The 23,400-nt window shown below is 45.4% G+C and carries 21 protein-coding genes, 1 pseudogene and 1 riboswitch; of the genes and pseudogenes, 10 read left to right on the top strand and 12 right to left on the bottom strand.

Annotation, left to right across the window (positions count from 1 at the left end; all coding sequences use genetic code 11):
* Window positions 1–2: 2 nt before the first annotated feature.
* Entirely contained in the window at window positions 3–581 is a 579-nt protein-coding gene (locus tag QFZ77_RS08025; protein ID WP_307438300.1) for a Pvc16 family protein, read from the bottom strand.
* Window positions 582–1,017: 436 nt separating this feature from the next.
* Window positions 1,018–3,240: an ATP-binding protein gene (locus QFZ77_RS08020; RefSeq protein ID WP_307438298.1), complete on the bottom strand. Its 2,223-nt coding sequence runs from the start codon at window positions 3,238–3,240 to the stop codon at window positions 1,018–1,020.
* 160 nt (window positions 3,241–3,400) lie between these two features.
* Here QFZ77_RS08020 and QFZ77_RS08015 point away from each other — a divergent pair, with 160 nt between their 5' ends.
* Both QFZ77_RS08015 and QFZ77_RS08010 read left to right on the top strand, forming a co-directional pair.
* Window positions 3,401–4,492, top strand: a complete 1,092-nt coding sequence (locus tag QFZ77_RS08015) for a GGDEF domain-containing protein (RefSeq protein WP_307438297.1) — start codon at window positions 3,401–3,403, stop codon at window positions 4,490–4,492.
* A 239-nt stretch (window positions 4,493–4,731) separates the two neighbouring features.
* On the top strand, window positions 4,732–5,379 hold the full coding sequence (locus tag QFZ77_RS08010) for an SOS response-associated peptidase (RefSeq protein WP_307438295.1): 648 nt from the start codon (window positions 4,732–4,734) through the stop codon (window positions 5,377–5,379).
* 33 nt (window positions 5,380–5,412) lie between these two features.
* Here QFZ77_RS08010 and QFZ77_RS08005 read toward each other — a convergent pair whose 3' ends face one another.
* The 3 genes from QFZ77_RS08005 to QFZ77_RS07995 all read right to left on the bottom strand — a co-directional run bounded on the left by QFZ77_RS08005 (window position 5,413) and on the right by QFZ77_RS07995 (window position 8,700).
* Window positions 5,413–5,784, bottom strand: a complete 372-nt coding sequence (locus QFZ77_RS08005) for a DUF1284 domain-containing protein (RefSeq protein ID WP_307438293.1) — start codon at window positions 5,782–5,784, stop codon at window positions 5,413–5,415.
* Between the two features lie 56 nt (window positions 5,785–5,840).
* Complete coding sequence (locus QFZ77_RS08000) at window positions 5,841–6,407, bottom strand: NUDIX domain-containing protein (RefSeq protein ID WP_307438292.1); 567 nt, start codon at window positions 6,405–6,407, stop codon at window positions 5,841–5,843.
* An 880-nt stretch (window positions 6,408–7,287) separates the two neighbouring features.
* Complete coding sequence (locus QFZ77_RS07995) at window positions 7,288–8,700, bottom strand: hypothetical protein (RefSeq protein WP_307438291.1); 1,413 nt, start codon at window positions 8,698–8,700, stop codon at window positions 7,288–7,290.
* Window positions 8,701–8,848: 148 nt separating this feature from the next.
* Between QFZ77_RS07995 and QFZ77_RS07990 the strand changes: the two genes are divergently transcribed.
* On the top strand, window positions 8,849–9,064 hold the full coding sequence (locus QFZ77_RS07990; RefSeq protein ID WP_307438289.1) for a hypothetical protein: 216 nt from the start codon (window positions 8,849–8,851) through the stop codon (window positions 9,062–9,064).
* Between the two features lie 16 nt (window positions 9,065–9,080).
* Here QFZ77_RS07990 and QFZ77_RS07985 read toward each other — a convergent pair whose 3' ends face one another.
* A complete protein-coding gene (locus QFZ77_RS07985) occupies window positions 9,081–9,857 on the bottom strand; it encodes a polysaccharide deacetylase family protein (RefSeq protein ID WP_307438287.1) in 777 nt (258 codons plus the stop codon).
* Window positions 9,858–9,885: 28 nt separating this feature from the next.
* Between QFZ77_RS07985 and QFZ77_RS07980 the strand changes: the two genes are divergently transcribed.
* Window positions 9,886–10,053 (top strand): hypothetical protein, encoded by a 168-nt coding sequence (locus QFZ77_RS07980; RefSeq protein WP_307438285.1) that lies wholly within the window; start codon window positions 9,886–9,888, stop codon window positions 10,051–10,053.
* An 82-nt stretch (window positions 10,054–10,135) separates the two neighbouring features.
* On the opposite strand, the gene QFZ77_RS07975 is transcribed toward QFZ77_RS07980, so the two are convergent.
* The 3 genes from QFZ77_RS07975 to QFZ77_RS07965 form a co-directional block, all read right to left on the bottom strand.
* A complete protein-coding gene (locus tag QFZ77_RS07975) occupies window positions 10,136–10,396 on the bottom strand; it encodes a YqkE family protein (protein ID WP_057304082.1) in 261 nt (86 codons plus the stop codon).
* A 45-nt stretch (window positions 10,397–10,441) separates the two neighbouring features.
* A complete protein-coding gene (locus QFZ77_RS07970; RefSeq protein WP_307438282.1) occupies window positions 10,442–12,277 on the bottom strand; it encodes an APC family permease in 1,836 nt (611 codons plus the stop codon).
* Window positions 12,278–12,374: 97 nt separating this feature from the next.
* Window positions 12,375–12,527, bottom strand: a riboswitch (cyclic di-AMP (ydaO/yuaA leader).
* A 451-nt stretch (window positions 12,528–12,978) separates the two neighbouring features.
* The gene (locus QFZ77_RS07965) at window positions 12,979–13,713 is read right to left on the bottom strand and encodes a (S)-benzoin forming benzil reductase (protein ID WP_307438280.1); all 735 of its coding nucleotides are present in this window, start codon (window positions 13,711–13,713) and stop codon (window positions 12,979–12,981) included.
* Between the two features lie 171 nt (window positions 13,714–13,884).
* Between QFZ77_RS07965 and QFZ77_RS07960 the strand changes: the two genes are divergently transcribed.
* Genes QFZ77_RS07960 through QFZ77_RS07950 form a run of 3 tightly spaced genes read left to right on the top strand, consistent with a single transcriptional unit; the run spans window position 13,885 to window position 17,367 of the window.
* Window positions 13,885–15,222 carry a spore germination protein gene (locus QFZ77_RS07960; protein ID WP_307438278.1) on the top strand — a complete coding sequence of 446 codons (1,338 nt, stop codon included), beginning with the start codon at window positions 13,885–13,887 and terminating at the stop codon, window positions 15,220–15,222.
* On the top strand, window positions 15,215–16,288 hold the full coding sequence (locus QFZ77_RS07955; protein ID WP_307438277.1) for a GerAB/ArcD/ProY family transporter: 1,074 nt from the start codon (window positions 15,215–15,217) through the stop codon (window positions 16,286–16,288). Before QFZ77_RS07960 ends, QFZ77_RS07955 begins: the two co-directional genes overlap by 8 nt.
* 2 nt (window positions 16,289–16,290) lie before the next feature.
* Complete coding sequence (locus QFZ77_RS07950) at window positions 16,291–17,367, top strand: Ger(x)C family spore germination protein (protein WP_307438275.1); 1,077 nt, start codon at window positions 16,291–16,293, stop codon at window positions 17,365–17,367.
* Window positions 17,368–17,433: 66 nt separating this feature from the next.
* Here the strand turns inward: QFZ77_RS07950 and QFZ77_RS07945 are convergent, their stop codons facing one another.
* Complete coding sequence (locus QFZ77_RS07945) at window positions 17,434–18,015, bottom strand: NAD(P)H-dependent oxidoreductase (RefSeq protein ID WP_307438273.1); 582 nt, start codon at window positions 18,013–18,015, stop codon at window positions 17,434–17,436.
* A gap of 91 nt (window positions 18,016–18,106) precedes the next feature.
* On the opposite strand from QFZ77_RS07945, the pseudogene QFZ77_RS07940 reads away from it, so the two are divergent.
* The 3 genes and pseudogenes from QFZ77_RS07940 to QFZ77_RS07930 form a co-directional block, all read left to right on the top strand.
* Window positions 18,107–18,719 (top strand): annotated as a pseudogene (locus QFZ77_RS07940) (AraC family transcriptional regulator ligand-binding domain-containing protein); the annotation flags it as partial.
* Between the two features lie 129 nt (window positions 18,720–18,848).
* Window positions 18,849–19,154, top strand: coding sequence for a helix-turn-helix transcriptional regulator (locus tag QFZ77_RS37740; RefSeq protein WP_373462728.1), 306 nt, complete (start codon window positions 18,849–18,851; stop codon window positions 19,152–19,154).
* Window positions 19,155–19,362: 208 nt separating this feature from the next.
* On the top strand, window positions 19,363–20,883 hold the full coding sequence (locus QFZ77_RS07930; RefSeq protein ID WP_307438268.1) for an MDR family MFS transporter: 1,521 nt from the start codon (window positions 19,363–19,365) through the stop codon (window positions 20,881–20,883).
* Window positions 20,884–21,164: 281 nt separating this feature from the next.
* On the opposite strand, the gene QFZ77_RS07925 is transcribed toward QFZ77_RS07930, so the two are convergent.
* Window positions 21,165–22,394, bottom strand: coding sequence for an NAD(P)/FAD-dependent oxidoreductase (locus QFZ77_RS07925; protein WP_307438266.1), 1,230 nt, complete (start codon window positions 22,392–22,394; stop codon window positions 21,165–21,167).
* Between the two features lie 160 nt (window positions 22,395–22,554).
* Window positions 22,555–23,328: an EcsC family protein gene (locus QFZ77_RS07920; protein WP_307438264.1), complete on the bottom strand. Its 774-nt coding sequence runs from the start codon at window positions 23,326–23,328 to the stop codon at window positions 22,555–22,557.
* Window positions 23,329–23,400 lie beyond the last annotated feature (72 nt).

Raw genomic sequence — 23,400 nt, 5'->3', positions numbered from 1 at the left:
CCCTAACCCTGTATACGAAAATCGGTTTCCGAAACTCTTTTGGTTGTCTTGATGCGGGTTGAATCGATATTTATTGGCCCAACTGAATAGCTAACAGAGAGTCTGTAAGGGGTATCAGCAAAGTTCCACATATTCAGGATGCTTTCTCCTTTAAGAGGCTCCATGACAATGCGCACTTCTTCATCTTGCTCTGCTAGAGTTCCGAGGGTCATAGAACCTCGAAGTATAGAATGATCGTAGAGCACTTGCATCGCTCTTCCTAGTATCCTATGCTCATCCAGCGCTCTGGATTGCAGCTCTGCTGGTGATTGTACCGTCAGCATGTAGCTAAGATCTACAACCATAGGCGGATACTGAATTTCATTCGTCCCTCTGGCAATCATGTGGGTACGACGATTATCGCCGCTTTCGCGGACGCTGTACAAATAAAGAGATAAGTAGAAATCCCCTTTATCGACAGGCGAAGCAAGCCCAATCATCTCTGGTTGAGGAATGGGATCAGGTGTCATATTTTCTCTGAGAAGCTTGATTAAAGATGCGCTTACATCTGCAATTACAGAATAATCGCCAATAGGAGTCACTTCCTGCCTCAAAATACCTATGTAATGTAATGAAGATGGTAAGGATTATGTCATATTGTGTATCTTTTTCTATTATAATTGCAATTTACTAGGATGACTATAGGGATAAAAATTATTTATTTATAATTCTGCTGGTCAACAATTTGGGTGGCTAGCTTGTGCTGAGCGTTTACGATGTTTATCATCGTTAAGTTTGAGAATAGTGAGAGACTAGTCGCTATAACGGTGTTTTTCATCATTTCAGACAAAAAAATTCGCGCCAAAACTCAAAAGCTCTCACCTTAAGGATGCTTTTCATCATTAGCGAGGGCTTCATTGATAAATAGGGATACATAACGATGTTTATCATCGTTATGCAGTGCCAGACAGGAAAGATGCACTCGGGGGATCGGGCTATCCGGTCCAATGAATTCCGATATGTCTCTCGGAGCTATTATTAGTACTCTTCCCACTCCTGGCGGGCAAGGATTTTACCTGATTTCTGCAGCTCATGCCGAATCGACTTGATAATATGCTGCATCCGGATGGGTTCGCCAGCCTCAGCAGCTAGGAATGCCGAAGAAAGGACGACGTTCTTGATATTCCCCCCGGCGATCTCATAGCGCTGAGCTAAATATTTGAAATCGACATCACCGCTAAGCGGGGCGGCAGATGGAAACATGGAATGCCAAATCTTTTCACGATATTCACTATCCGGAAACGGAAATTTAATGACGTAATTGATTCGCCTGAGGAAGGCTTCATCAATATTATTTAATAGATTCGTTGCCAGCACCGTGATTCCTTGATACTCCTCCATCTTCTGAAGCAGGTAGGCGGTTTCGATGTTCGCATATTTATCATGCGAATCTTTGACTTCCGAACGCTTTCCGAATAGCGCATCGGTTTCGTCGAAGAACAATACCGCATTGCTGAGCTGCGCTTCCTCGAAGATTTCGTGCAAATTCTTCTCGGTCTCGCCAATATATTTGCTGATCACCTGCGAGAGGTCGACCTTGTATAGCTCCAGCTGAAGCTCACCGGCGACAACCTGTGCAGACATCGTCTTCCCCGTACCCGGTGGACCGGCAAACAGCATACTTAGCCCCTTGCCGTAGGCCAGCTTCTTCTCGAACCCCCAGTCGCCGTAGACAACGCCACGGTATTTCACTTGATTGCACGCATTGCGGAGCTGATCCTTCTGCTCAGGCGGGAGGATCACATCCCCCCACCCATAGCGAGGCTCAATGCGCGTCGCCTTGCGCTCGAGCTTGTGCTGCACCTGCTGGTAGCACGCCTTGTAGAGCGCATCGGCCCGCAGCGTATTCGACGCAGCCACGTCGCCGAAACCCTCCACAGCAGCCTGCGTCTCACGCTGCCAGGCGGAGTACCCGCGCGCCAGCGTCAGCGCGCGGCGAATTTGCCCTGGGGTGAAGCGGAATTTCCCGCTCATCACCCGCCAGTCCACGTCCGCGCTCACGCTGAGCTCGCGCGCGAATGCCGCCCAAAGGCGCTCACGCCCGCCTTCGTCCGGCACATGCAGTTCGTGCTCAAGGAGCAGCCGCTCCTTGGGCTTCCACGTTAGCCGGTTGAACCGCCCGGCCAGCAGAAACACCATGCCGCCGTAGCCTTCCAGCAGCTCGTGAAACCACCCGAGTCGCCGCTGCGCCGCAAGATCCGGCTCCTCCGGATAGAGCGCCTCCAGCCGTGTAAAGCACAGCACGGCTTGGTGCAGGATCGCTTCACGAACAATCGCGCTCAGCTGCTCTTCAAAACTCGCTGCGTGCAGAAGCACATCAGCAAGATCAACAAGCAGCAGCGGCTTATTGAAATGGCTGCTGAGGTGCTCCACCTGCAGCTTCTTGCCTGCGCCCGCATTCCCCCACAAGTGGAAGGCGAGCCGTTTGCGCTCAGCCGTCGGAGCCTGGAACGCAGCTTGGATGAAGCCCCGCAGCCGCTGCTGAAAATCCTCATGGACGAGCAGAGGGGCCAGCTCGTCATCTGGGTAAACCATCCGGACTGCCGGCTTCAGCTTCGGGTCCATTTCACCGGAATCCAGCATGAATGAGATGATTCGCTTATCGAGAAGCAGCGGCCTAGACAATAACGTCTGGCCGCTAATTTCCTGCGCTTCGCGGTGAAGCGCATAGCGCGCCAGTTTACCCTCAGGCGCCATGAATGTCGTCCGTGCTGCCCGCATATCCTCAGGGCTGCTGCAAGCAATTTGCAGCGCCAGACTAATATTAGGCGTTTTGCTGGTTAGATCATCTTGCAGAAAGCCGAAGATGCGTTCATATTTGCGATCCAGTTCTACCGCGAGCCCTAGCATAACGAACCGCTCTTCTACGAGGGACAACCCAAACACAGAAGATACATACGACAGAGGCAAGAACACACCTGCCTTGCGGCTTTCTTCACGTCGCAGGGCAATGAACGCCTCCGAATTCCGAATACTAGCCAAGAGCCCGAGTTCTTCCCCATCAAGCTCCTCATTTTTATTTTTCCCGCCTATGAGACGGATGAACTCATCTTCGGACACGAACATCCCGCGAAACGAATCCGTTTGCGGATCGGGCGTTAGCTTTTGACGACGCTTATATAAAAGCTCAAGCTTTTTATCCAACAAGGTAAGCTCATCCTTATAATGTTCCCATGCATGTACGTAACCTTGAGCTGTCATAGCCCCTCCTGATAACCCTGATCTATATTTACAAAAAAATACAACCCTCCCCTTCGTAAACAGCTTGCCTAAAAGGGGTGTTATTCTTTACAATGATTTGATAAGGCACAAAATGTTTTTCCAATAATTGCTAACCCGAAAGGAAAGTGGCCTCCTTTACATGGAACAACTTCCGGCTAATGATCATATATGGAATCGAAAACTTATACATATTTTATGGTGGATCCTATTCATCTATGGAGTAGTTGCTATCCTTGGATTCTTCTTTAATTTGTATGATCAGCCTCCGCAATGGTTTAACAGGTTCCTGCATGTTCAAATCATTACGACTTGTCTACAGCTCATCTTAATGGGAGCCGGTTATTTGGCTATTCACTTTCTGAAACGATACAGCGATTTTATCATGACTACATGGACCATGACCATGGTTAGTATCTTTATTATCTGTATTCCCGAGCTGATGAGCAGCTACGAATTAATTAGTATCCCTATTATTTTAGCCTCTGTCTATTTCCAAAAGAAATATATTATTTACGCTTATAGTTTAGGCATTATATATTTAATTTCAATACTAGTTTGCCAGGTATATCAAAGGTATGCCCTAACGCCCTCTGATGTGATCGTATCCATTACAGTCATCACCTTAACCGCGCTTGTGTGCTTTGCAATCATGAATAAAGGGCTAGTTCTCATTACAGAGTTAAAAGATTCGGTCGTCCGCGAACAGGATCTCCTTATTCGAAATGTGATGATTGATCGACTCTCCAAAGTGGATGCGCTCACCGAGCTGTTTAATCATCGTTCTTTTCAAGAACATACCGATCATCTGATTTCACATATGCCCCATGATACACCGCTTGAGCTTGCTCTTATCGATATCGATAATTTCAAAAGGATTAATGATACCTACGGGCATTGGGTCGGTGACATGGTTCTCAAAACGATTGGCTCCATTCTGAAAGACGTGCTCGGCCCTGACGATATGTCTTTTCGATATGGTGGTGAGGAATTCGCCGTTCTGTTTGCAGGCAAATCACACGAGGAAGTTTTACATATTTGCGAAAAATTAATGGATGTCATCCGGAATACCGAAATTCCTGAGATGCCGGATCAACCGTTAACGATGAGTATCGGACTCGCTAGCTATAATCGCAATACGATGAAAAAAGCCTGGTTCCAGCTTGTTGATGAATGTTTGTATACCGCCAAGAGAAATGGGAAAAATCGCATTCATTCGCATATTTCCGAATAGGTTGTTTCAGCTAGGAGCCCTAAAGCTTCTAGCTTTTTTTGGCTGCCGATTACCATGTCATTACTTACCAAACGAAAACCCTCATGAAATGAGTCGCCTCTTCCGAAACGATGCAGAAGCTGTTGATTGTGTAAGGTGAGGAAGCAGGGTTAATACAGGTTAATAAAAAGATAGGCCTCATACATGTATTTGGTTAATTAGGCAAATAATAGCCAAAACCAAATGAGGTGGTAAAAAAAATGTGTCATTCCATATCTATTCTTGCTGATGTCAACGAACTGGTTAAACAATTCCGCATTGATCGGCTGCTATCGTATAGCTCCAATCGTTATGAGGTGCGGCCGACAGAGTCTGTTTCCGCTGTGATGATGAACAAAAAGGGAGAGCGCATCCTTGATGAATTCCGTTGGGGTCTGATGCCGTTCTGGGCAAAAGATGCCGTATGCGGGGACCGCGATTCAATCTTCACCAATGTAGTCTTCGAGCGTATCGTCAGAAAGCAGCGCTGTATTATTCCTTGCAGTGGATTTTATATTAGCGTGACAGAGGGAAAAGAGACAGAGTGGATTAAGTTCAAAATGCGCAGCGGCACCTTTGGCATCGCGGGACTGTATGATGTCTGGCGGGCTCCATCTGGTGAAGAGGAGCTTCGTACGTGTATGATGCTGATGACAGAAGCGAACTCACTCGTCTCTCCTTATCAACGCAGAATGCCTGCGATACTCGACCAAGATCAGGGCGAGATGTGGCTGCAGCCAGAGATGAAAGACAGCAGACTCCTCAGATCCATCCTTCGACCTGTAGATGATTTGCTCATGGTTGCAAATGTATTGTCTTCTCCTGCGGAGAAGCTGGAAAGCGGCTCGGATGTAAGTGTTTTTGTATAAAAATAAGAGGGCTGCGTCTACACGCAAGCCCTCTTATTTGGTAATGACGGGCGGCAAGTCGCCACCCTCCCCGATCAATCGTACACCTTCCGCACAAACACCGTAAGGCTCCCAACGGCATGTGGCACATAGGTGACCAATGTCGTCCGGTCTCACACGATCAGCCACTTGCCCACAAATTTCCGACCAGCTTAGCTCCATCTCCACTTGCAAGCCAAGCTTGGTGACGATTTCTGCATCGCGCTGATAGACCGTCCTATTTTCACAATGCGCTTCTTGATCCTTCGGGAAAGCTGCGCAAAGATCATCAGGTCCAAGAACAATGCGGATCATCGTTTCGGGCTTTTGACGCAATTCCTCGTAGACGTTCGTCATATTTTCGCAAAACTCTTTCGAATAACCCATTCCTCTGTATCCTAGCAGACAAATTAAGTGATGTCCCCGAAGCTGGATCGCCTTGGTCATATTTTAGGTGCACGGTACAATCCGTATCCATCCATTTTGATGATTGGATCTTTATCTTCAACTAGTCCGGTCGTTTCGGAATGCAGGGCAACATCAATGAGCCAGCGTGTAAAATCTGCCACATTCATCGATTCCATCTCGGCCAAACTATAAAACCCTGCTGCATCGACCTCCACGCCGTCTGGCTGAGGCTCACCGCTTATGTAATCCATTTCAAAAGCAATGTATACATTATGTATGCTTCTAGGCAAATCACGCACGGCTACAAGGCGGGTTACAACCGCTTTAACTCCGCTTTCCTCCATCACTTCGCGCTCAATCGTATCTTGGATCAGCTCATGCTGCTCAATATAACCGCCCGGGTTGGTCCATCGGCCTTTCCCTGGCTCCTGAGCCCTGCGTACAAGCAGCATCTTCTCATCCTTCATCACGAGTGCGCCTACACCGATGCTATAATTACCCCAATGAACAAAGCTGCACTCCGTACAAGCTCTTCTTATCGTGCCATCCACATCGCGCGACTCCATAGCGGCTCCGCAGGTCATACAAAACTTGGCTTCCATCTATCTCATCTCCAACTTCCTATTTCTCAATTCCAACTTCCATTCGAGTTCACTGTATGTAAGCTTACTGCTTAAAGTGGGCAATAGGCAACTCCGATCCCGTACGTTTTCCGTTCATTGTATAGGAAATTGGCGATACTTCCTGCGCTTGTCTTGCGATATCGCTGAATTAGACATCCCAAGAAAGATTTGGGGGCCAGATCAAAGTTGCTGCAAACTCGTCCCATACAAGTTCTCTCAGGCGCCGCTATCCGCCACCAAACTCACAAAACTTCAAAACCTACAGCTTTAAGCGCCCTTTCGGCGCTCTCAGCGCTATAACAAACCTCACCACCGCCTGAGAGCGCCAAAAAGGCGCTTTCGGCTCGCTTTTCGGCTCCTCAAACGCACAAAAACCTCTAAACCTACAGCTTTAAGCGCCGTTTCGGCGCTCTCAGCTCTACAACAAACCTCAAAGGCGCTTTCGGCTCGCTCTTCGGCTCCTCAAATGCACAAAACCCTCTAAGCCTACAGCTTTAAGCGCCGTTTCGGCGCTCTCAGCTCTACAACAAACCTCAACGCCGCCTGAGAGCGCCACAAAGGCGCTTTCGGCTCGCTTTTCGGCTCCTCAAATGCACAAAATACATTATTATTACTCAAAGCGGAAAATTACTGTATTTTGCTGCACTTTTTACATCTTCTTGTTTACAGACATACAATTTTGCTTCAAAAGTGCTAATGCCGGGTGAGTTTGACAGTTTTGACGGGGTTGATGGGGTTGACGGGTTTTGATGGTTTTGATAGTTTTGACGGTTTGGGTGGTTTGGGTACCACCCAAACCATAAAGACCCGCCACACCCCATGGACACTTCCACAGATGTAACGGGTTAAATGTTACACCCTACACCAAAAACATCGCCACGACCGTCGTCACCGCGAGGCCGATGAGCACAGGCAGCAGATTCCGTCGCGCCAGCTCGAACGGACTCACGCCGCAGATGGCTGCTGCTGGAATCAGCGCCCACGGAATCAACGTGCCGCCGCCGACCCAGATGGCGGCCACTTGGCCGAGCGCTGTGAGCACAGCCGCGCCGGAGCCAATGGCGGTTGCGAAGAGCTGCGCAATCGAGCCCGCGAGGGAGATTCCGGAGAAGCCGGAGCCGTCGAGGCCCGTTATGGCGCCTACGACGGTAAGCGTCACGGCACCGACCGCGCCGTTCAGCGGCACTTGCCCCGCGAGTGCCACACCCAGATCGTTCACGATCCCGTGCGAGCCTTGCGGAAGTACTTTGCCAAACAGCTCCGCGAACGCGGAGTCGCCTAGGTAGAAGAAAGCGGCGATCGGGATCACGGGGCCGAATACTTTGAAACCGAATACAAAACCTTCGATGAGGTAGGAGGTCGTTTGTTCTAGTCCTTGATTCCGATGCGCGAGCAGCGTCACCGCAATGAGAATGAATACGGCGGTGCCCCCAACGAGCGCTGTCGCATCTCCCCCTTGCAGATCAAGCACGAACATCGCAATTACGTCTAAGGCGAAGAGTAGAGGAATCATAATTGCCAAAGTCTTTTTCAGACGTGGCGCTAAATTGACCTTGGCCTGCCAAGTAGCCGAAATAAGTGAACCGCTATCCCCTGGACCACTCGCCACGAGGCCATTTCGCCACGTCCCGTTCTTCATGTCCCGCCGCATCATCCAAAAAGCGGTGATCGTCGTGACAAGCCCCATCACGATAACCAGCGGAATGCTTGCCTCCATGACGGCAGTCACTGGTAATCCAGCTGCATCTGCTGTTAATTTAGGAGCTCCCTGTATAATGTAATCCCCCGAAAGCGCAATCCCATGTCCGAATAAGTTCATTGCCATAGCCGCACCTAGCGCTGGTAGACCAACGCGGACGGCCACAGGCAACAGAACAGCACCAATGAGCGCAACACCGGGAGACGGCCAGAAAAACCATGACGTCACCATCATAATGATACCGATACCCCAGAAAGCTAAAGCAGGCGTTCGCAGAAAGCGGGTTAGCGGAGCGATCATGGTTTCATTAATGCCTGTTCGAATGAGCACGCGGCTCATTGCTACAATTATAGAGATGATCATGATGGTACCCATCAGCTCTTTGGTCGCATAAATGAAGCTGTTGAAAATACCGGAAACGGAGCCGCTCAATGTTTCCGTTGCCAGCAAGCCAAGCGCGAAAATACCAACCACGCAAATCATCGTTGTATCTCTGCGCTTGATTAAAAGGGTAAGAATAAAACCGATAAATACTAAATAGACCCAATGAATCGGCAATAATTGAATGTCCACCCTAGATCACGCATCCTCTCTGCCCATACAGCATTTGGTGCTACATTGTATGCTAGGCTGGGCGGAGGAGTTCGTGTGAATTCGGGTTGAGCGACACCTTGTGGTACAATAGAAGAACTATTTTAACCAAGTTAGGGGAATGCCGAGGATGGCTAGAAATGAACGCTTAGTAACGGATACAGATTTTCAAGATGCTGTTGAAAGACAGGCTGTCGTCCGTGTTTTCAAGGATGATCACATTGTAGATTCGAATGCGGTTGTATTGCGTTTCAGTGAAAAAACGGTTGTCGTACAAACTCGTGTTAGTGATTTGACGTATTATGATCGAGAGGTTTGTGAATTTTTTGAAATGAAAAAACGATAGCTGTTGCAGCTATCGCTTAGTTTAATGTATAGGAAGTTAAAAGAACGAAGCGGTAGCCCGCTTTTTGAAGCTCAGGAATAGCTTTCATAATACCTTCTGCCGTATCTTTCTCTGGGTGATTCATATGAGCTAGTACGATGGAACCGTTTCGTGCTTTTAGCAGCGCTTTGTAGACCTGCTCCGTGTTATAAGTCGCTCCAGCGTCGCCGAGTACATTGTAACCAGCCAACTGAAAGCCTAAATCATGAACAACTCCTGCTGCAATATCATCATAATAGGCTGTGCCCGAGCGAAAAAATAAAGGACGCCTTCCAGTCAGCTTCTCGATCTGGTCAGCATTGTCTTTCACTTCATGAATAACTTCATTCACATTCTTGGTTCCCGCGATGCCATACGCCAACTTGCCATTTACGGACAAGGGTCTATGCTCTGTCCCATGATTTTCAATCTCAAACAGTGGGTTTGCGGCTAATTTGGCAAATATGTCCTTATTGGCCGTTATCCATCTCGCATTGATAAATAAGGTAGCCGGGATGTTCTCCTTGATCAAATAGTTGATCAATTTCTCATCGTACCCACTGCCCTCCTTCCCCCCACATGCGTCAAAAGTCAGCGCAATCACTTGTTCCTTCGTAGTAAGATGTGTCCGAACACCAGGGACATTTTCGCCCCATTTCTTTGGTTTAGCGTTTCCGTAACGCTCGATCAAGGTCTTTTCCAAAGACAAAAAAGCCGGAATAGCCAATGAACTTGGGTCGCTTGGCTCCGACGATGGAATCGTCAGTGTATCCATTGCTGTTGGGGCTGTTGCAGATACCGCCGTGGTCTCTTTTGGTGTTTCTATTGCTGTTGGTATTGGTGTCTCTTTTGATATTTCTTTTGATATATTTGTTGTCATTGGTGTTTCTATTGGTGTTTCTATTGGTGTTGAAATTGGTGGTGGTATTGTTGTCGCTACCGGTGCACCACTTACCTCAGCAGTCCCTTGAGCTGCCTCTCTATTGCCCACCTCACAGGATGACAGCGCTATCATTGCGAAAAGAAAGAAAAGGAGGCACACTGTGCGCTCCCTCATTTGTGCTTACGCCAATCCAGACTGCTCTTACTGAGCAGATGTCCAAAATCATTCTCAAGCCGCTTTTCTTCTGCTTTGCGAGCAGCTTCCGCCTTCGCTCTCTCTGCATCTTTCTTCGCTTGTTCCTCTGCTTTCATGGCATCAGCCTGCGCTTTGAGTCCCTCAAGTATTTCCGGACGCAGTAAATCCTTAAGTGTTGCAGGTTTATCTTGCACGCTGGTTACAGCAGGAGTAGACGACCATTTTTTCTTAGCCATAATGGGTTCACCTCAGTTCAGTTTCTCCCCTTTATTGTACCACTTCTATTCGTGCAAATGATACGGTACCGTCGCCACGACGATATCTTTATCCGCTTGCAGCTTCGAACGAATACGTGCAGCAGACTGGTTATGGAGCAGTCGATGCCACCATTTTTTCGGCATAAATTGCGGTAAAATGACCATAATGTTTTGTTTTTCCGAAACATGCGTGTCAATTCTCTCAATAAATTCAGCCAGAGGCTTCAGTATCGTCCGATAACGTGATTTAAAAACAACCAATCGAACGCCGGGATCCCACTTATCCCACTTCTCCTGCATCAATTCTTCATCTTCATCTGAGAATGATACGTAGAAGGCAATCACGTTTGGCGACAACGATTTCGCATAGTTCAAGGACTGTGCCACAACCCGATGAATGCCCGCCACAGGCACAATAATCAAAGGTTCCTTCGTGCAAACCCGCTCAATCGTTATATCAATACGCAATTGCTTCGCTACATCATCGTAGTGATGACTAATTTTCGTAATTAACCAAAGCAGCAGCGGGGTTATAATAATAACAATCCATGCACCTTCGGTAAATTTAGTTATAGAAAATATAAGTAAAACAGCTAGAGAAACGATCCCGCCTAAACCATTGATGAGCAGCTTTCCGATCCAACCTTTCACTCGCTCTCTCAACCATTTACGAACCAAGCCGCCTTGCGCAAGTGTAAAAGATAAAAACACGCCTATCGCATATAGAGGAATGAGTGCATCGGTCTTACCTTTGAAACCAATCAGAAGAATACTGGCAAGCACACCAAGTGTGATAATACCATAATGAAACGAAAGTCGGTCTCCTCGGAATGAGAACATACGCGGGAAGTTTTTATCCTGTGCCATAATGGATGCTAAGATTGGAAACCCGTTGAAGCTAGTATTAGCAGCCAAAACCAGAATGAGCATGGTACCAATTTGAGTTGCGTAGTACATCGCCCCACGACCAAAAGCCTGCTCTGTCACCATCGATAATACGGATGTATGGCCATTAGGATCAGGTACAATACCATAACCCAAAGCTAACACCGTTACGCCTCCAAACACGATAGCCAAAAGTGTCCCTAAGGATACTAACGTGCGCTTCGCGTTCTGCACGGACGGTGAGCGGAAATGCGGCACGGCATCGGAGATGGCCTCGATTCCTGTCACGGCTGAACACCCGGAGGAAAATGCTTTTAAAAGGACGAATAACGTTAATGAGCTCGTCATTGAACTCGGAGCAAATGCAATGGGATGCGTATTAATGGATCCCGTCAGCATATCGTATATGCCTTTGCCCACTAGCAGCAAAATACAAAGAATAAAAAAGTACGTTGGAATAGCGAAAATCGTACCTGATTCCGAAGTTCCTCGCAAATTAAGCCAAACCATGATCCACACAAGAACTAAAGTAATCGGAACAATATATGGCACCGCCGAGGGAAAAGCTGAAGTAATCGCCTGCACACCGGCAGAGATCGAAACGGCAACGGTGAGTGTGTAGTCAATAAGCAGCGAAACCCCAGTCAGCCTCCCCCACACCATACCTAGGTTTTCTTTGGAAACCATATAGGCTCCGCCACCTTGCGGATAGGCCTCTATCACTTGTCTATAGCTCAAAACTAGCAGCATAATGAGAGCGATAATGGATATCGCAATGGGCAAAGAGAACGCAAAAGCGGCAATCCCAACAGTCGCGAGTTCTAAAAGAATCTGCTCAGTCCCGTAGGCAACTGACGATAAGGCATCCGAGGATAGGATCGGCAGTCCTTTCCAAACCTGCATTTTTTCAGATTCAATTTCGCTGGATTTAAGCGGTTTGCCAAACATAATTTTTTTCAATGAGTCGCTTGTCATTCGTGCTAGTTCCCCCAATTAAACCTAATATCTGACATAAACTTGCGTTTTAGGACGCAAAAAAACACAAGGATAGACCTTGTGTTTATACACATGTTCTCCTTCCCACGGTCGCTTACGAGGTTAGCTGTCGGGTTCGGGCCGCGAGAATCTGCCCTAAATGGTGCCATACACTTAAGCACCTTTACTCACCCCATGAAACTTGTGGTTCCCCCGCTTTTCTAATAAGAAAATTAAGCGAAATATTCAACTATAACGTACGAGTTGAATACTACTCTCTTCTTGCAGCATAGTAAAGGATTGAAAAAACTTAAAAATATAACTCCAACCACCACATTCACTCAATAATTCGCTTACAATCATACGATTCATTGATTTACTACCATTCTCTTACTACATCGTGGTTTTTTAAACATTTGTTAATGCATTGAGTTATTATTGGAGCAAAGTGAAAGAAAATATTGGATTATAATGATAATTCCCGACGAAATGTTGAAACATTCGTTTACACATCTGTGTAAAGTTGTACTTTGTACATAACCTTGTTTTTCAGGAAAAGGAAACGGACTATTCGATATTTGGAAATAATCAACAGGAACGGCAAGAAAGCAAAAAATGATGATAACGACAGCATAAACAGCTAGAAGCTTCTTACGGCGAGAGGTAATTTCCAAATTTACATCTTCTTTCATTTTGGATTTTCAAAGCTCTTCAACGACAATACCTTGGGCAAATTGGTCACTAAGTAATAAATCCACTAACTTCTCGGCAATAGTCGCAGGTGAGGCGAGCATCCCTTTATCCTTTACCCTATTAAATAGTTCAGAGGCGGCAAAAACATTTTTATTGGCACTTCGTGCTTCTTCCTGTAAGGAAGTGTCAATCATCCCCGGCCAAACAGATAGTACTTTAACTGCAAAGGCACCATCTCCTTGCTCTTTCCCAACACATTTTGAGAAGACATCTAGGCCAGCTTTGGCTGCTGAATAAACACTCATACCAGAAAGATGATTTTTCGAGGACATGGAGGAAACATTTAATACACGTTTTGGAATCCGAAGGTGTTGGGAAAACCGTATGAACAAGGAGGTTAAAAGGATTGGGGCCAGCAAATTAACATGGACATTCGTAGTCAACTCTTCAGTACTTCCATGCTCAATACTGGATAACGGGGTTACAACTGCAGCATTATTGATTAGGTATATGGCTTCGGCTTTACTTTCATCGATTTTATTACATACATCCCTCATCAGACTATCCACTTGATCGATATCATTTAGATCAAATTCAAAGTAATCAATCTGCTCACTCTCAGCCATCAAGCCCACATTCCTATTTCTGGAAATACACAGCAAATGATGTTCAGTGGATAGAAGTCTACGAGCAAGTGCTTCACCTAAACCTCTAGATGTCCCAGTAATAATAAAGTACTTCATTTAAATACCTCCCCAAAAATTAGTACCTGGTACTAACTCACCTGAGTATAATCCATAATTTGGAAAACATCAATGTAAATCAAGCTACCACTCCACAGCCCCTTTTTTTTAGTCATGGTACAAGGAATAAATTTCCGTTTTCTAAGGAAACCTACTCTCAGGTGATATAACATGAATCTGCCAGAAACAACGGATATGGCCAGACTGAAACTTCAATTCGAATCAAATAGCGATTTTGTGATGGAACAAAAGCAACTTTTGGATCAGGAAGTTGTATTTTGTTATTTTCGCCCATTTGTTAATTTGGCACATACGAACCAATTATTATCTTGGATGGAGTCCAGTCCGATCAATGATTGGCTTCAACAAATAAGCCTATTGAATGGCCAATTAAACACTACTTACGACATGCAGATGAGCAGCTTATTGGAAGGGAATTTAGTTATTTATTTACTCGAGAACCCTATAAGAAATTTTGTTATCAAGCCCGTGCCATCAACGATTAAGAGAACGATAAATGTTCCACAAAATGAGAATGTGATTGAGTCTTCCTTTGGAGCATTTAATGAGGATTTGGATACCAATATGGCGTTGATCCGCGAAGAGCTACGATCCCCACTACTAACTATGAATTCTTTGATGATGGGGACAAAACAACCCAAAAGAACCACCTTAGCTTATTTATCCGACTCTGTTAACCATAAGCTGCTTTCATCCTTAATGAAGAAGCTGGAGGCAAATAAAGCCAAGGAATTTAGCCATTTGCAGGAAATCATCAAGGTATTGGGAGAAGGGAATTTCAGTCTTATTTCCCCATGTCTAACTTCTGAGCGACCGGCAGAAGCGGCAGACCATCTGAAAAATGGCCGTGTTATCCTGTTTATCGAAGGGCTTCCGTACGCTTTCGTTATGCCTGTTATCATTACAGATCTCTGGTGCGTTAACTCCGATCGTAACTTCCCTAAGATTACAATGATTACCATTCGAATGCTTCGAATAATGGGCATGTTTATCGCTTTGGTCTTGCCTGCTCTATATGTATCTTTGGTCTCTGTGAATCCAGAGGTGCTCCGAATCCAGCTAGCCTTGTCCGTTGCCCAGAGCCGTGAAGGGGTACCCTATTCGGCCTTATTGGAAGTTTTATTTATGTTAATTGTTCTGGAAATGCTGATTGAAGCCAGTATTCGTCTTCCCAAAAGTATAGGTCCCTCCATAACGACAGTGGGTGGTATTATTCTCGGGCAAGCTGTTGTAAGCGCCAAATTGGTAAGTAATCTATTCATTATTGTTTTGGCAGCTTCCGCTTTAGCGAATTTTACATTGAACGGGGTACAAAATGCCCTGTTTATTCGAATATCCAAATATGTTTTGCTTGTCTTTAGTGCTATTTTTGGTGTTCTTGGTACGATTGGCGGAATCATCTGGCTGTCCATCTATATGGCCTCTATCACGACATTTGAGGTCGCCTACGTCAATGTAAATGTAAAGGAAGGTCCCCAAGATGGTTAATAAAATATCAGTCTATCTAACCTTCATCACTGTACATTTCGGGCTGATATTTTTCATTTATCCTGAGAAAATATTTGAATCGACAAGCAAAGGCCATTGGGAAGCTATACTGATTGGCTGCCTTTTGGAAGGAACTATGATGTGGATCTATTTAAGAGGCCTGTCATCTTTCCCTAACATGACGATCGTTGAGATTTGTAAACAAGTATTAGGCCCCTGGCTGTCAAGAATCCTTCTAATTCCAATCATGTTATATTTTCTTGCGACTCTAGCATTAGTTTCCAGGGTATATTCGGAAATGATGACCATCGTATTTTTACCAAAAACGCCGATATGGGCCTTACTCTGTTTTATCTTCTTGAGCTTGTTTGCTGCCTGGTATGGCATCAAGACTGTGCTCAGAACAAGTGTCATTATCTCCGTTTTATTCATACCTTGGATTTTTGCAGCACTCATCAGCTCCATGTCAAATTTCGATATACGTAATGCATCCCCAATTTGGAACACTAACTTTGATTTTTTCAAGCATCCTGCTTATTATTCCAGTTTTTTTGCCTTTTCTGGGTTTTTATTTTTGGGTATGATTCACCCTTATTTTCGAAATGTCGCGCGCAGCCGCAAGGTATTCATCCTTTTGATGGCTGGCTTGTTTCCTTTATATTTGGCATCCGTGTATATCCCCCTTCTCATTTTCGGGCAAGAGACTGTCATTCAATTCCAATTTCCTCTTCACACAGGGATGGATACGATCGATATGAGTTGGTCCATATTCGAGAGAATGACGCTGTTTTACACGACTTCTATGATTGCTTTTCTAATTGTTTATAGTTCGGTTTTAATATGGATCTTAGCTGAGATGTTTCGGAGCATCGTAGTTCCCTTATCCAATAGGTGGTTGAGTGTAATTATTACAATAATTGCCTACTTTCTTAGTTTTCTGATTCCAGATTGGTATGAAACCGAACACCTAATCTGGCTGGATACTGGTCTCCGAGCTTATAGTATCTTTGTCTTTCCAGTCGTAATTGGGATTATTGGCGCACTGCAAAGGAGGCGAGTTAACTAAGGATGACATACATATTTCGTTCAGTCTTAGTACTCCTAGCTATTTCCCTGTTATCAGGCTGTTGGGACAATAAGGATATTAATAAAAGGATATTGCCTGTAGAGATGGCTATTAGTCAAACAGACGCAAAAACGTATAAAGTGGGGCTTCGAGTGCCTCAACCTAGTTCCACTAATATGACGCCTCGAATCATAACGGGGGAAGCCTCCACGATTAGTGAAGCGTTGGATCGGATGCGTGGAAATGTAGAAAGCAGTATTGATTTACTGCACCTCAAACTTCTGATGATTGATGAAAAAACCGCTAAGTTTGGTATAAAAGAAGTGCTTGAATATGCCATTAGGTCTCATGACATTGCACCTAAAGCGCTGGTTTCTGTATATAGAGGTGATTTGATCGAAATGTTAAACAAAAAAGAGCAAGGCGGAGCGGAGGGGGGCACTGCGAGCTATGATTATTTCAACAAGTTGGCTGGCTGGACCCCCAATACTTCTATTGTGTATTTATGGGAAGCGTTTCGAGGGGGCTTTTCACATACGGAAGATTATGCTCTTCCTATCATTAAACCTGGAGAGCGTACGATGTTTAAGTTAGATGGTTCCGCCATCATGAGCCGGGGAGTCATGGTTGGAACGATTTCATCAGATGATACGCTAATATACAACATTATGAAAGGTAATTTCCAGGGGGCTAATGTAGAAGTAATGGAACATGCCAGTGTACTTCTTCTCGATGTGGATTTTAAACATCGTCATCATTGGGATGGCCATATACCGCAAGTGGATACGGATATGAAGGTCATTGGCATGCTTCTGGAGACGAAGGGTAACTCCAGTAAAGAACTGATTAGTGAAGAACTCAAAAGCTTGTTGAATAAGCGGGCTAAAGCCATGCTTGCCAAACTACAGGAAAATCAGTCTGATTTATTTGGTTATGGACAATATTTCCGTAATGATCTTTCTCATGCTCAATTAAAGGAATGGAGAAATACCTGGTATCCACGGCTGAAAGTGACATTAAATGTGAAAGTGAATATTAGAAATAGTGGGAATTTGAAATTTAATACGGTTGATTCGTGAACATAAGGGCAGCAATGACTGAAAAACACAGCTTCCAAGCTGCATTTTTTCAGTCTTCTTCCATTTCTATGAACGCTTCAAACCTAACTTTTCAACATCTTGCAGCCACTTTTCACGCTGCTTATCCGTTGAAGACTTAACGGGACTTATTTCTGTAATCTTGACGGGATTGACTCCACAAAATTGCAAGGTCCCACGTTTCATGACATGATGCCCTGCTTGTTTGTACACCCACCGATAGTACCAGGAAGGTGTGTCCATGGTTACTATGAGACGGGCAGACTTCCCACTCATTAATTTGTCCCAGAACATGGAATTGGGACGATTCCGATAGGCGAAGCCTGGTAGAAATACACGATCGATGAACCCCTTTAAGATCGCTGGGACCGTCCCCCACCATATCGGATATATGAACACCAGATGATCCGCCCAACGGATCGTCTCTTGAGCCGCAAGCAAATCCTCTTCTAACTCCAGCCGTTGATGGTAGCCATATTTCAAATTCGGTTCAAAAGATAAAGAGCCTATATGAATGCTGCGTACTTCCGAGCCGCTAGCGATTGCACCCTTCTTATAGGCCTCCGATAACGCTGTGCAATAGCTCTTGGCATAGGGATGTCCGTTAATAATGGCTATGTTTGGTTGCATGCTCCTGCCTCCTCGTGACTCTGTTTATTCATCTTTGATCACTGTGCGTGTTAAGATAAAGTAAGAATAAGCCATTTGGGGCTAGAAAAGTATGATGAAACATGCCAAAATCTTATTCTTATGTGCAGAAAGGAGGTCTCGGGAGTTGTCACCCAACTACACAGGGTTATCTGTATCCCTTGTTTATCCGATTATCAAAGCGATTGTGTTCAAGGGACATAACAAAGACGATTTTTTCAAAAGGCTACATATCGATGAGTCCATTCTTCATGACACCGAGGCTCGGTTGTCGGAAGAGGATTTCGAACGTATAACGGAATTAGCCGCTGCCATTACATCGGATGACATGTTCGGGTTACATCAGGGTCAGAACATAGAGCTTTCTGATTTGGGGATTCTAGGCTATGTGATGCTTCACTCAAAAACCATCGGCCAAGGCTTAGCTGCTTTTCAAAAATATAATATGATCGTATGTGACGGATACAACATCAATTGGCAAATAGAAGAGAATGACGTTATCATCGGGTTGTCCTACAATCGTCCTCACAAGCAACCGGCCCGCACATTGCATAGAGGATATGGCTAGTTCTTTGTATCATTTGATGATAAGGCTAAGCTGCAGAAACATTTCTTTAAAAGAAGTGCATTTCACTCATGCTCTCTCCACGAAGATTGACGCGTATACATCGGTATTAGGAATCACGCCGCAGTTTGGTAAGGATTCGAATGCAATTCGTATAAGCAAGGACATTCTGGAATACCCCATTTTATTAGCGGACTCCAAGCTATTGGGGACTTTCGAGGCTATCGCGGAGGAAACCAGACACAGACTCATGCAAGGTCGAATATTTTCTGACCAATTATACAATTGGATCATCAAGGACATGCCGATGCCTTTTCCAAGTTTAAAAGAGACAGCAATGGCTTTTAAAATGAGTGTTAGAAGCATTCAGGCAAGGTTAAAGCAGGAAAATACAACCTATCAAGATATCATGAATCGGGCTCGAAGAGAGCTTGCTGTTGGTTATTTGGCTAAACCGGAATATAAAATAGGAGAGGTCGCTTACCTTCTTCACTTTTCAGAGCCAAGTGCCTTTCAAAGTGCCTTTAAGAAGTGGACAGGGGTAACACCAAGATAGTATCGGATGGATTTATTGAAACATCTCCAACTGTGATATCAACCAAAGCCGAGAAAGCCCGAAAGGGCTTTTTTTACGTTAAACTAATATTTAAAAACTACATCGCCAGACCGAGAACACTTTAAAGCTTGCGCCGGATGAGTGAAACACCTTGAAGATCTATGCTTAGAGAAGCGTTGAGGAATTTAATTAAAGATGAGGTGTAACCATGAAAAAGCAAGGAAACAACAAGACTTTAGTTCTACTCGGCCTGCTGCTAGGCCTGGTATTCTCAGAGTTGGATCAAACGGTCGTGTCGACGGCTCTGCCGACCATTATTCGTGATCTACATGGCATGACACTTTACGGCTGGGTAGCAGGGATTTACATGCTCTCGATTACGATGTTCATGCCGATCTTCGGCAAGCTTGCCGATATTTATGGCCGCAAGAAGATTTATTTAAGCTGTGTCGCGCTATTTATGGTCGGATCCATCATCAGTGGACTCGCTGATTCGATGACCACACTTCTAATCGGAAGAGGTATTCAAGGAATCGGAGCCGGTGGACTCATGCCTTTGGCCATGATTATCATTGGCGATACATTTCCGCTAGAGCAGCGAGCCAAGGTCCAGAGCCTTGTCGGTCCGTTATTGATTCTGCCACAGCTGATCGGACCTACGATTGGCGGGTATTTCGTAAGCTATGTGAGCTGGCATTGGATCTTTCTGATCAACATTCCTATAGGACTTATCGCTGCCTTTATCGTTTCCAAAGGCTTGCGTGAAGCGGTCCGCACCGAGAAAAAATCCATTGACTGGGCAGGGGCCTTTACACTCGTTCTTGCCATGCTCTCACTTCTTCTGGCTCCGGTCTTGATCGACATCAAAGGCTATACGTGGTCGTCCCCAGTTATTATCGGCTTATTGGTATTATTCGCAGCTCTTACCATACTCTTTATCCGAATCGAATCGAAAGCCAAGGAGCCGATCATTCCGCTTGTTCTCTTCAGAAATCGGTCAGTCGTAGTGTTGTCTTGTATCGTGTTCCTAACCATGCTTGGTGTCATGGGAGGCATGTCGGGATTCCCATTTTTTGCTCAGAATGTCATAGGTATGTCGCCCACCGCATCCGGTTACTTGTCGCTGGCCTTCATGGCAGGCGCCATTCCGGCGAGTATCCTTTGCGGTAATCTCATAACGAAGATCGCCTACAAGAATCTCTTCATTGTATCGTTTATCCTCCCGATCGTAAGCTATGTACTGCTATCACGCATACATGTTGACACAACAGTTATCTATATTATCGTAGCGTTCTTCATTTTGGGGCTTGGGATCGGCGTTCTATTCGGTTCAGACAATTTGATCGTGCAGGAGTCCGTAGCGAAAGAACACAGCGGAGTTGGAGTGGCAACGGTGCAGCTGTTCCAGGCCATTGGTACCACGCTAGGATTCAGTATCTTCGGCAGTTTGCTTTCCAGAAATATCGCCAGTGGTTTATCCGGATTATCGGACCAATTTCCAGAAGGAACTGCACAGACAATCCTGAATGGTGGTATCCCACAAGGGCTCTCAGCAGACCTACTACTGCGGATCAAAATGGTATTTGCAGAGGCGTTCCAACACATTTTTGCTATAGGCATCATTTTCGCCATTGTAGCTTTCATAGCTTGCTGGTTCATGAGAAAAGAAGTGCTGACGAACACGGAAGAAGCTGTGACTACAAAAGAAGCTCTGACTACAAGTGCATGACAAACATACACGGCTTATGACGTCCTTGGTCGAATTTGTTTGTATTGGTTGATGCAACGCATGGTACGCTCAAGACGTATATGTTGTAGCATTTGCTTATTCGTGTAATGTTTTATGTTGTACAAATTTACGCAAGCTAATCGGCGTTTTCCACGCGAATATTGCAATAAATACAACAATTTCAGCTAAAAGGAGCTCTATAGTCTATAAAAAGGTAAAACTGGAGAGATAGTCAGATTAGTTTCTGATCTTCTCTATCCAGTTTTTGCTCTTCATCTTATTCAATTCGGCACGTGATAATTGCGGGCTGTTGTTTTTTGTTTGAAAATCATTTTTTTCCATATGAGCGGGATGCCGCCAATGAGGTATAAATAGCGAGCATCGATGACTTTTTTCAGGAGAGCTGCGAATTTCCCTTTGACTTTCTTCACTTTGAGTAGGCCCACTGCCTCTCCTCTGCCCAAGGAAGCCACGGTTCCTTTGAAATCGTATGCGAAGGGCTTAAGGTCGCGGCCGCGAACGGCATAAAGGAGATTTCTCGCTACGTTGTAGCCTTGCTGAACGGCAATTTGGGCATTTGCCGGATAAGGCGTCCCCTTAGGGCTCATCACAATGGAGCAATCACCTGTAATAAATACATCCGGATACTGGTAGGAGCGCAAGCACTCGTCCACTTTGACCCTTCCCCGCTGTACATCGAATCCCGCCTGCTGTAACAAGGAATTCCCGCGAATGCCTCCCGACCAAACAACGGTGCCTGCACGAATGAACTCGCCATTGCCCAAATTAACGCCATCTGGCGTGCACTCCTTAATTGGTGTGGATAGTTTATATTGAACACCTTTGCGGCGCATGACTTCCATGCCATACTCGACAAGATCTTCAGGTAGACCAGGAGGCAGCGCCGATGGGGAGGCTTCGATATTGATGATTTTCACAGTGGACGGGTCGACGTCATAGGTCCTGCTCAGCACAGGAATCCGATCCGCCAGTTCCCCCACAAACTCTGTTCCAGTGAAGCCTGCGCCCCCAACCACAAAGGTGAGGTACTCTTTCCTCTTTGGCTCCATTTTTGACTTGGCAAACATATATTCAATATGCTGGCGAATAAAGCGTACGCTATTAATGCTCTTAATCGACATCGCATATTCATTCATCCCAGGAATACCGAATGTCTCGGTCTCACTCCCCAGCCCAATAACCAGATAATCGTAGGAGAGGTCCCTATCGCCGAGCACAATCTTCTTTTCCTCGGGCAAAATTTGACTTACCGTTGATTTCACAAATTGAATCTTACGCTCATCAATCAAATCCGCAATCGCCACACGGGCATTATCGTGATGATCGGTACCAGCAGCCGGCATGTGCAGATGCGTCGTCATGTAGTGATAGTCATGTTTGTTCACCAAAGTTACATCCATCTCACTTGCTTTCATCTGCTTCTGAAGCCTAATAGCTGTGACCAGACCACCGTAACCTGCGCCAAGAATAACCACTTTCGGTTTGCTCATTGAAATCCTCTCCTCCGATTTGTGAAATAAATCACATATATATGTGAAAAATATCACATACTTTTATAAGAAGAGCCGATTAACGACTCTTTCTTTTATAATATGCTATTTCTCATCGAAAATCACTATAAATTTGACCAGTTTTTGAACAATATGAGTTTTATTTGGATTCGAAGCCATCGCTCTCCGCTTTATCATGTAATCGGCGTAATCGAAAACAGTTCATTCCTGCCACGCCGAGCTCCTCCAGCAAACCAAAGTTCGCCCAAGCGCCCACCACCGCCCCGATGCCGGGGACGAGCTGAAGCATTTTACGAAAATCAATCGTATCCCGGTATTCCTGCTGCAGCTGCTGCCAATCCACTTGATTCATGTAGTCCTCAGCCGGTGGAAAGGAATGAGAAATGGTATGCCAATTCTTAATGGTATGAAGAAGATCCGGTTTCTTATTCGGACTGGAAAAGGCCAGCTGAAACACATAGAGAATGAACAACCGCTCCCGGTAATCTTTCGTCGAGTAGCCATACGCATGTGCCAGCTCAAATAGGAATTTCAATTTAATGCCGATCAGAATCGGGAAATCCGCCAATCCTAGCAGGATCCCACCCGCTCCCGTACCTGCTCCTTCTGCTGCTGCAATCTTTTTATATAGGGATAATAGTTCCTCAGCTTTGGCATCGCTATCTGCTAAGGAGACGCCGTATAACGGGTTGTTTTTGGGAATGTAATTCATACCGAATAGGGTCGTTTGTACGATTCCTTTAACGGTCGCGGTTATTGTCTTATGAACCTTGTCGGGGATCAAGTTATTAATGCTGGTTTGAACAGATTTGGAGGCTCTTTCCATCAGGTTAGGTGCCTTCTGCTGCCGAATTTCCCAGCGTTTCAGCTTTTTTAACATCTGCTGCTCGTAAATTGTGTACGCTGTTTCCATTCTCGTCACCGCCATCCCTGTTCTTCATTTAAGTATAGTATACGGAGCGATTGGTCTCAAGATGACGTGGCG

The sequence above is a fragment of the Paenibacillus sp. V4I3 genome (genome assembly GCF_030817215.1).
GTDB lineage: Bacteria > Bacillota > Bacilli > Paenibacillales > NBRC-103111 > Paenibacillus_E.
This window is presented reverse-complemented; position numbering and strand designations above follow the sequence as displayed.

Coding starts and splice junctions, on each gene's coding strand:
- QFZ77_RS08020 (WP_307438298.1), bottom strand. CDS start 3,240: ATGACAGCTCAAGGTTACGTACATGCATGGGAACATTATAAGGATGAG.
- QFZ77_RS08015 (WP_307438297.1), top strand. CDS start 3,401: ATGGAACAACTTCCGGCTAATGATCATATATGGAATCGAAAACTTATA.
- QFZ77_RS08010 (WP_307438295.1), top strand. CDS start 4,732: ATGTGTCATTCCATATCTATTCTTGCTGATGTCAACGAACTGGTTAAA.
- QFZ77_RS08005 (WP_307438293.1), bottom strand. CDS start 5,784: ATGGGTTATTCGAAAGAGTTTTGCGAAAATATGACGAACGTCTACGAG.
- QFZ77_RS08000 (WP_307438292.1), bottom strand. CDS start 6,407: ATGGAAGCCAAGTTTTGTATGACCTGCGGAGCCGCTATGGAGTCGCGC.
- QFZ77_RS07990 (WP_307438289.1), top strand. CDS start 8,849: ATGGCTAGAAATGAACGCTTAGTAACGGATACAGATTTTCAAGATGCT.
- QFZ77_RS07985 (WP_307438287.1), bottom strand. CDS start 9,857: ATGGATACACTGACGATTCCATCGTCGGAGCCAAGCGACCCAAGTTCA.
- QFZ77_RS07975 (WP_057304082.1), bottom strand. CDS start 10,396: ATGGCTAAGAAAAAATGGTCGTCTACTCCTGCTGTAACCAGCGTGCAA.
- QFZ77_RS07970 (WP_307438282.1), bottom strand. CDS start 12,277: ATGACAAGCGACTCATTGAAAAAAATTATGTTTGGCAAACCGCTTAAA.
- QFZ77_RS07965 (WP_307438280.1), bottom strand. CDS start 13,713: ATGAAGTACTTTATTATTACTGGGACATCTAGAGGTTTAGGTGAAGCA.
- QFZ77_RS07960 (WP_307438278.1), top strand. CDS start 13,885: ATGAATCTGCCAGAAACAACGGATATGGCCAGACTGAAACTTCAATTC.
- QFZ77_RS07955 (WP_307438277.1), top strand. CDS start 15,215: ATGGTTAATAAAATATCAGTCTATCTAACCTTCATCACTGTACATTTC.
- QFZ77_RS07950 (WP_307438275.1), top strand. CDS start 16,291: ATGACATACATATTTCGTTCAGTCTTAGTACTCCTAGCTATTTCCCTG.
- QFZ77_RS07945 (WP_307438273.1), bottom strand. CDS start 18,015: ATGCAACCAAACATAGCCATTATTAACGGACATCCCTATGCCAAGAGC.
- QFZ77_RS37740 (WP_373462728.1), top strand. CDS start 18,849: ATGCAAGGTCGAATATTTTCTGACCAATTATACAATTGGATCATCAAG.
- QFZ77_RS07930 (WP_307438268.1), top strand. CDS start 19,363: ATGAAAAAGCAAGGAAACAACAAGACTTTAGTTCTACTCGGCCTGCTG.
- QFZ77_RS07925 (WP_307438266.1), bottom strand. CDS start 22,394: ATGAGCAAACCGAAAGTGGTTATTCTTGGCGCAGGTTACGGTGGTCTG.
- QFZ77_RS07920 (WP_307438264.1), bottom strand. CDS start 23,328: ATGGAAACAGCGTACACAATTTACGAGCAGCAGATGTTAAAAAAGCTG.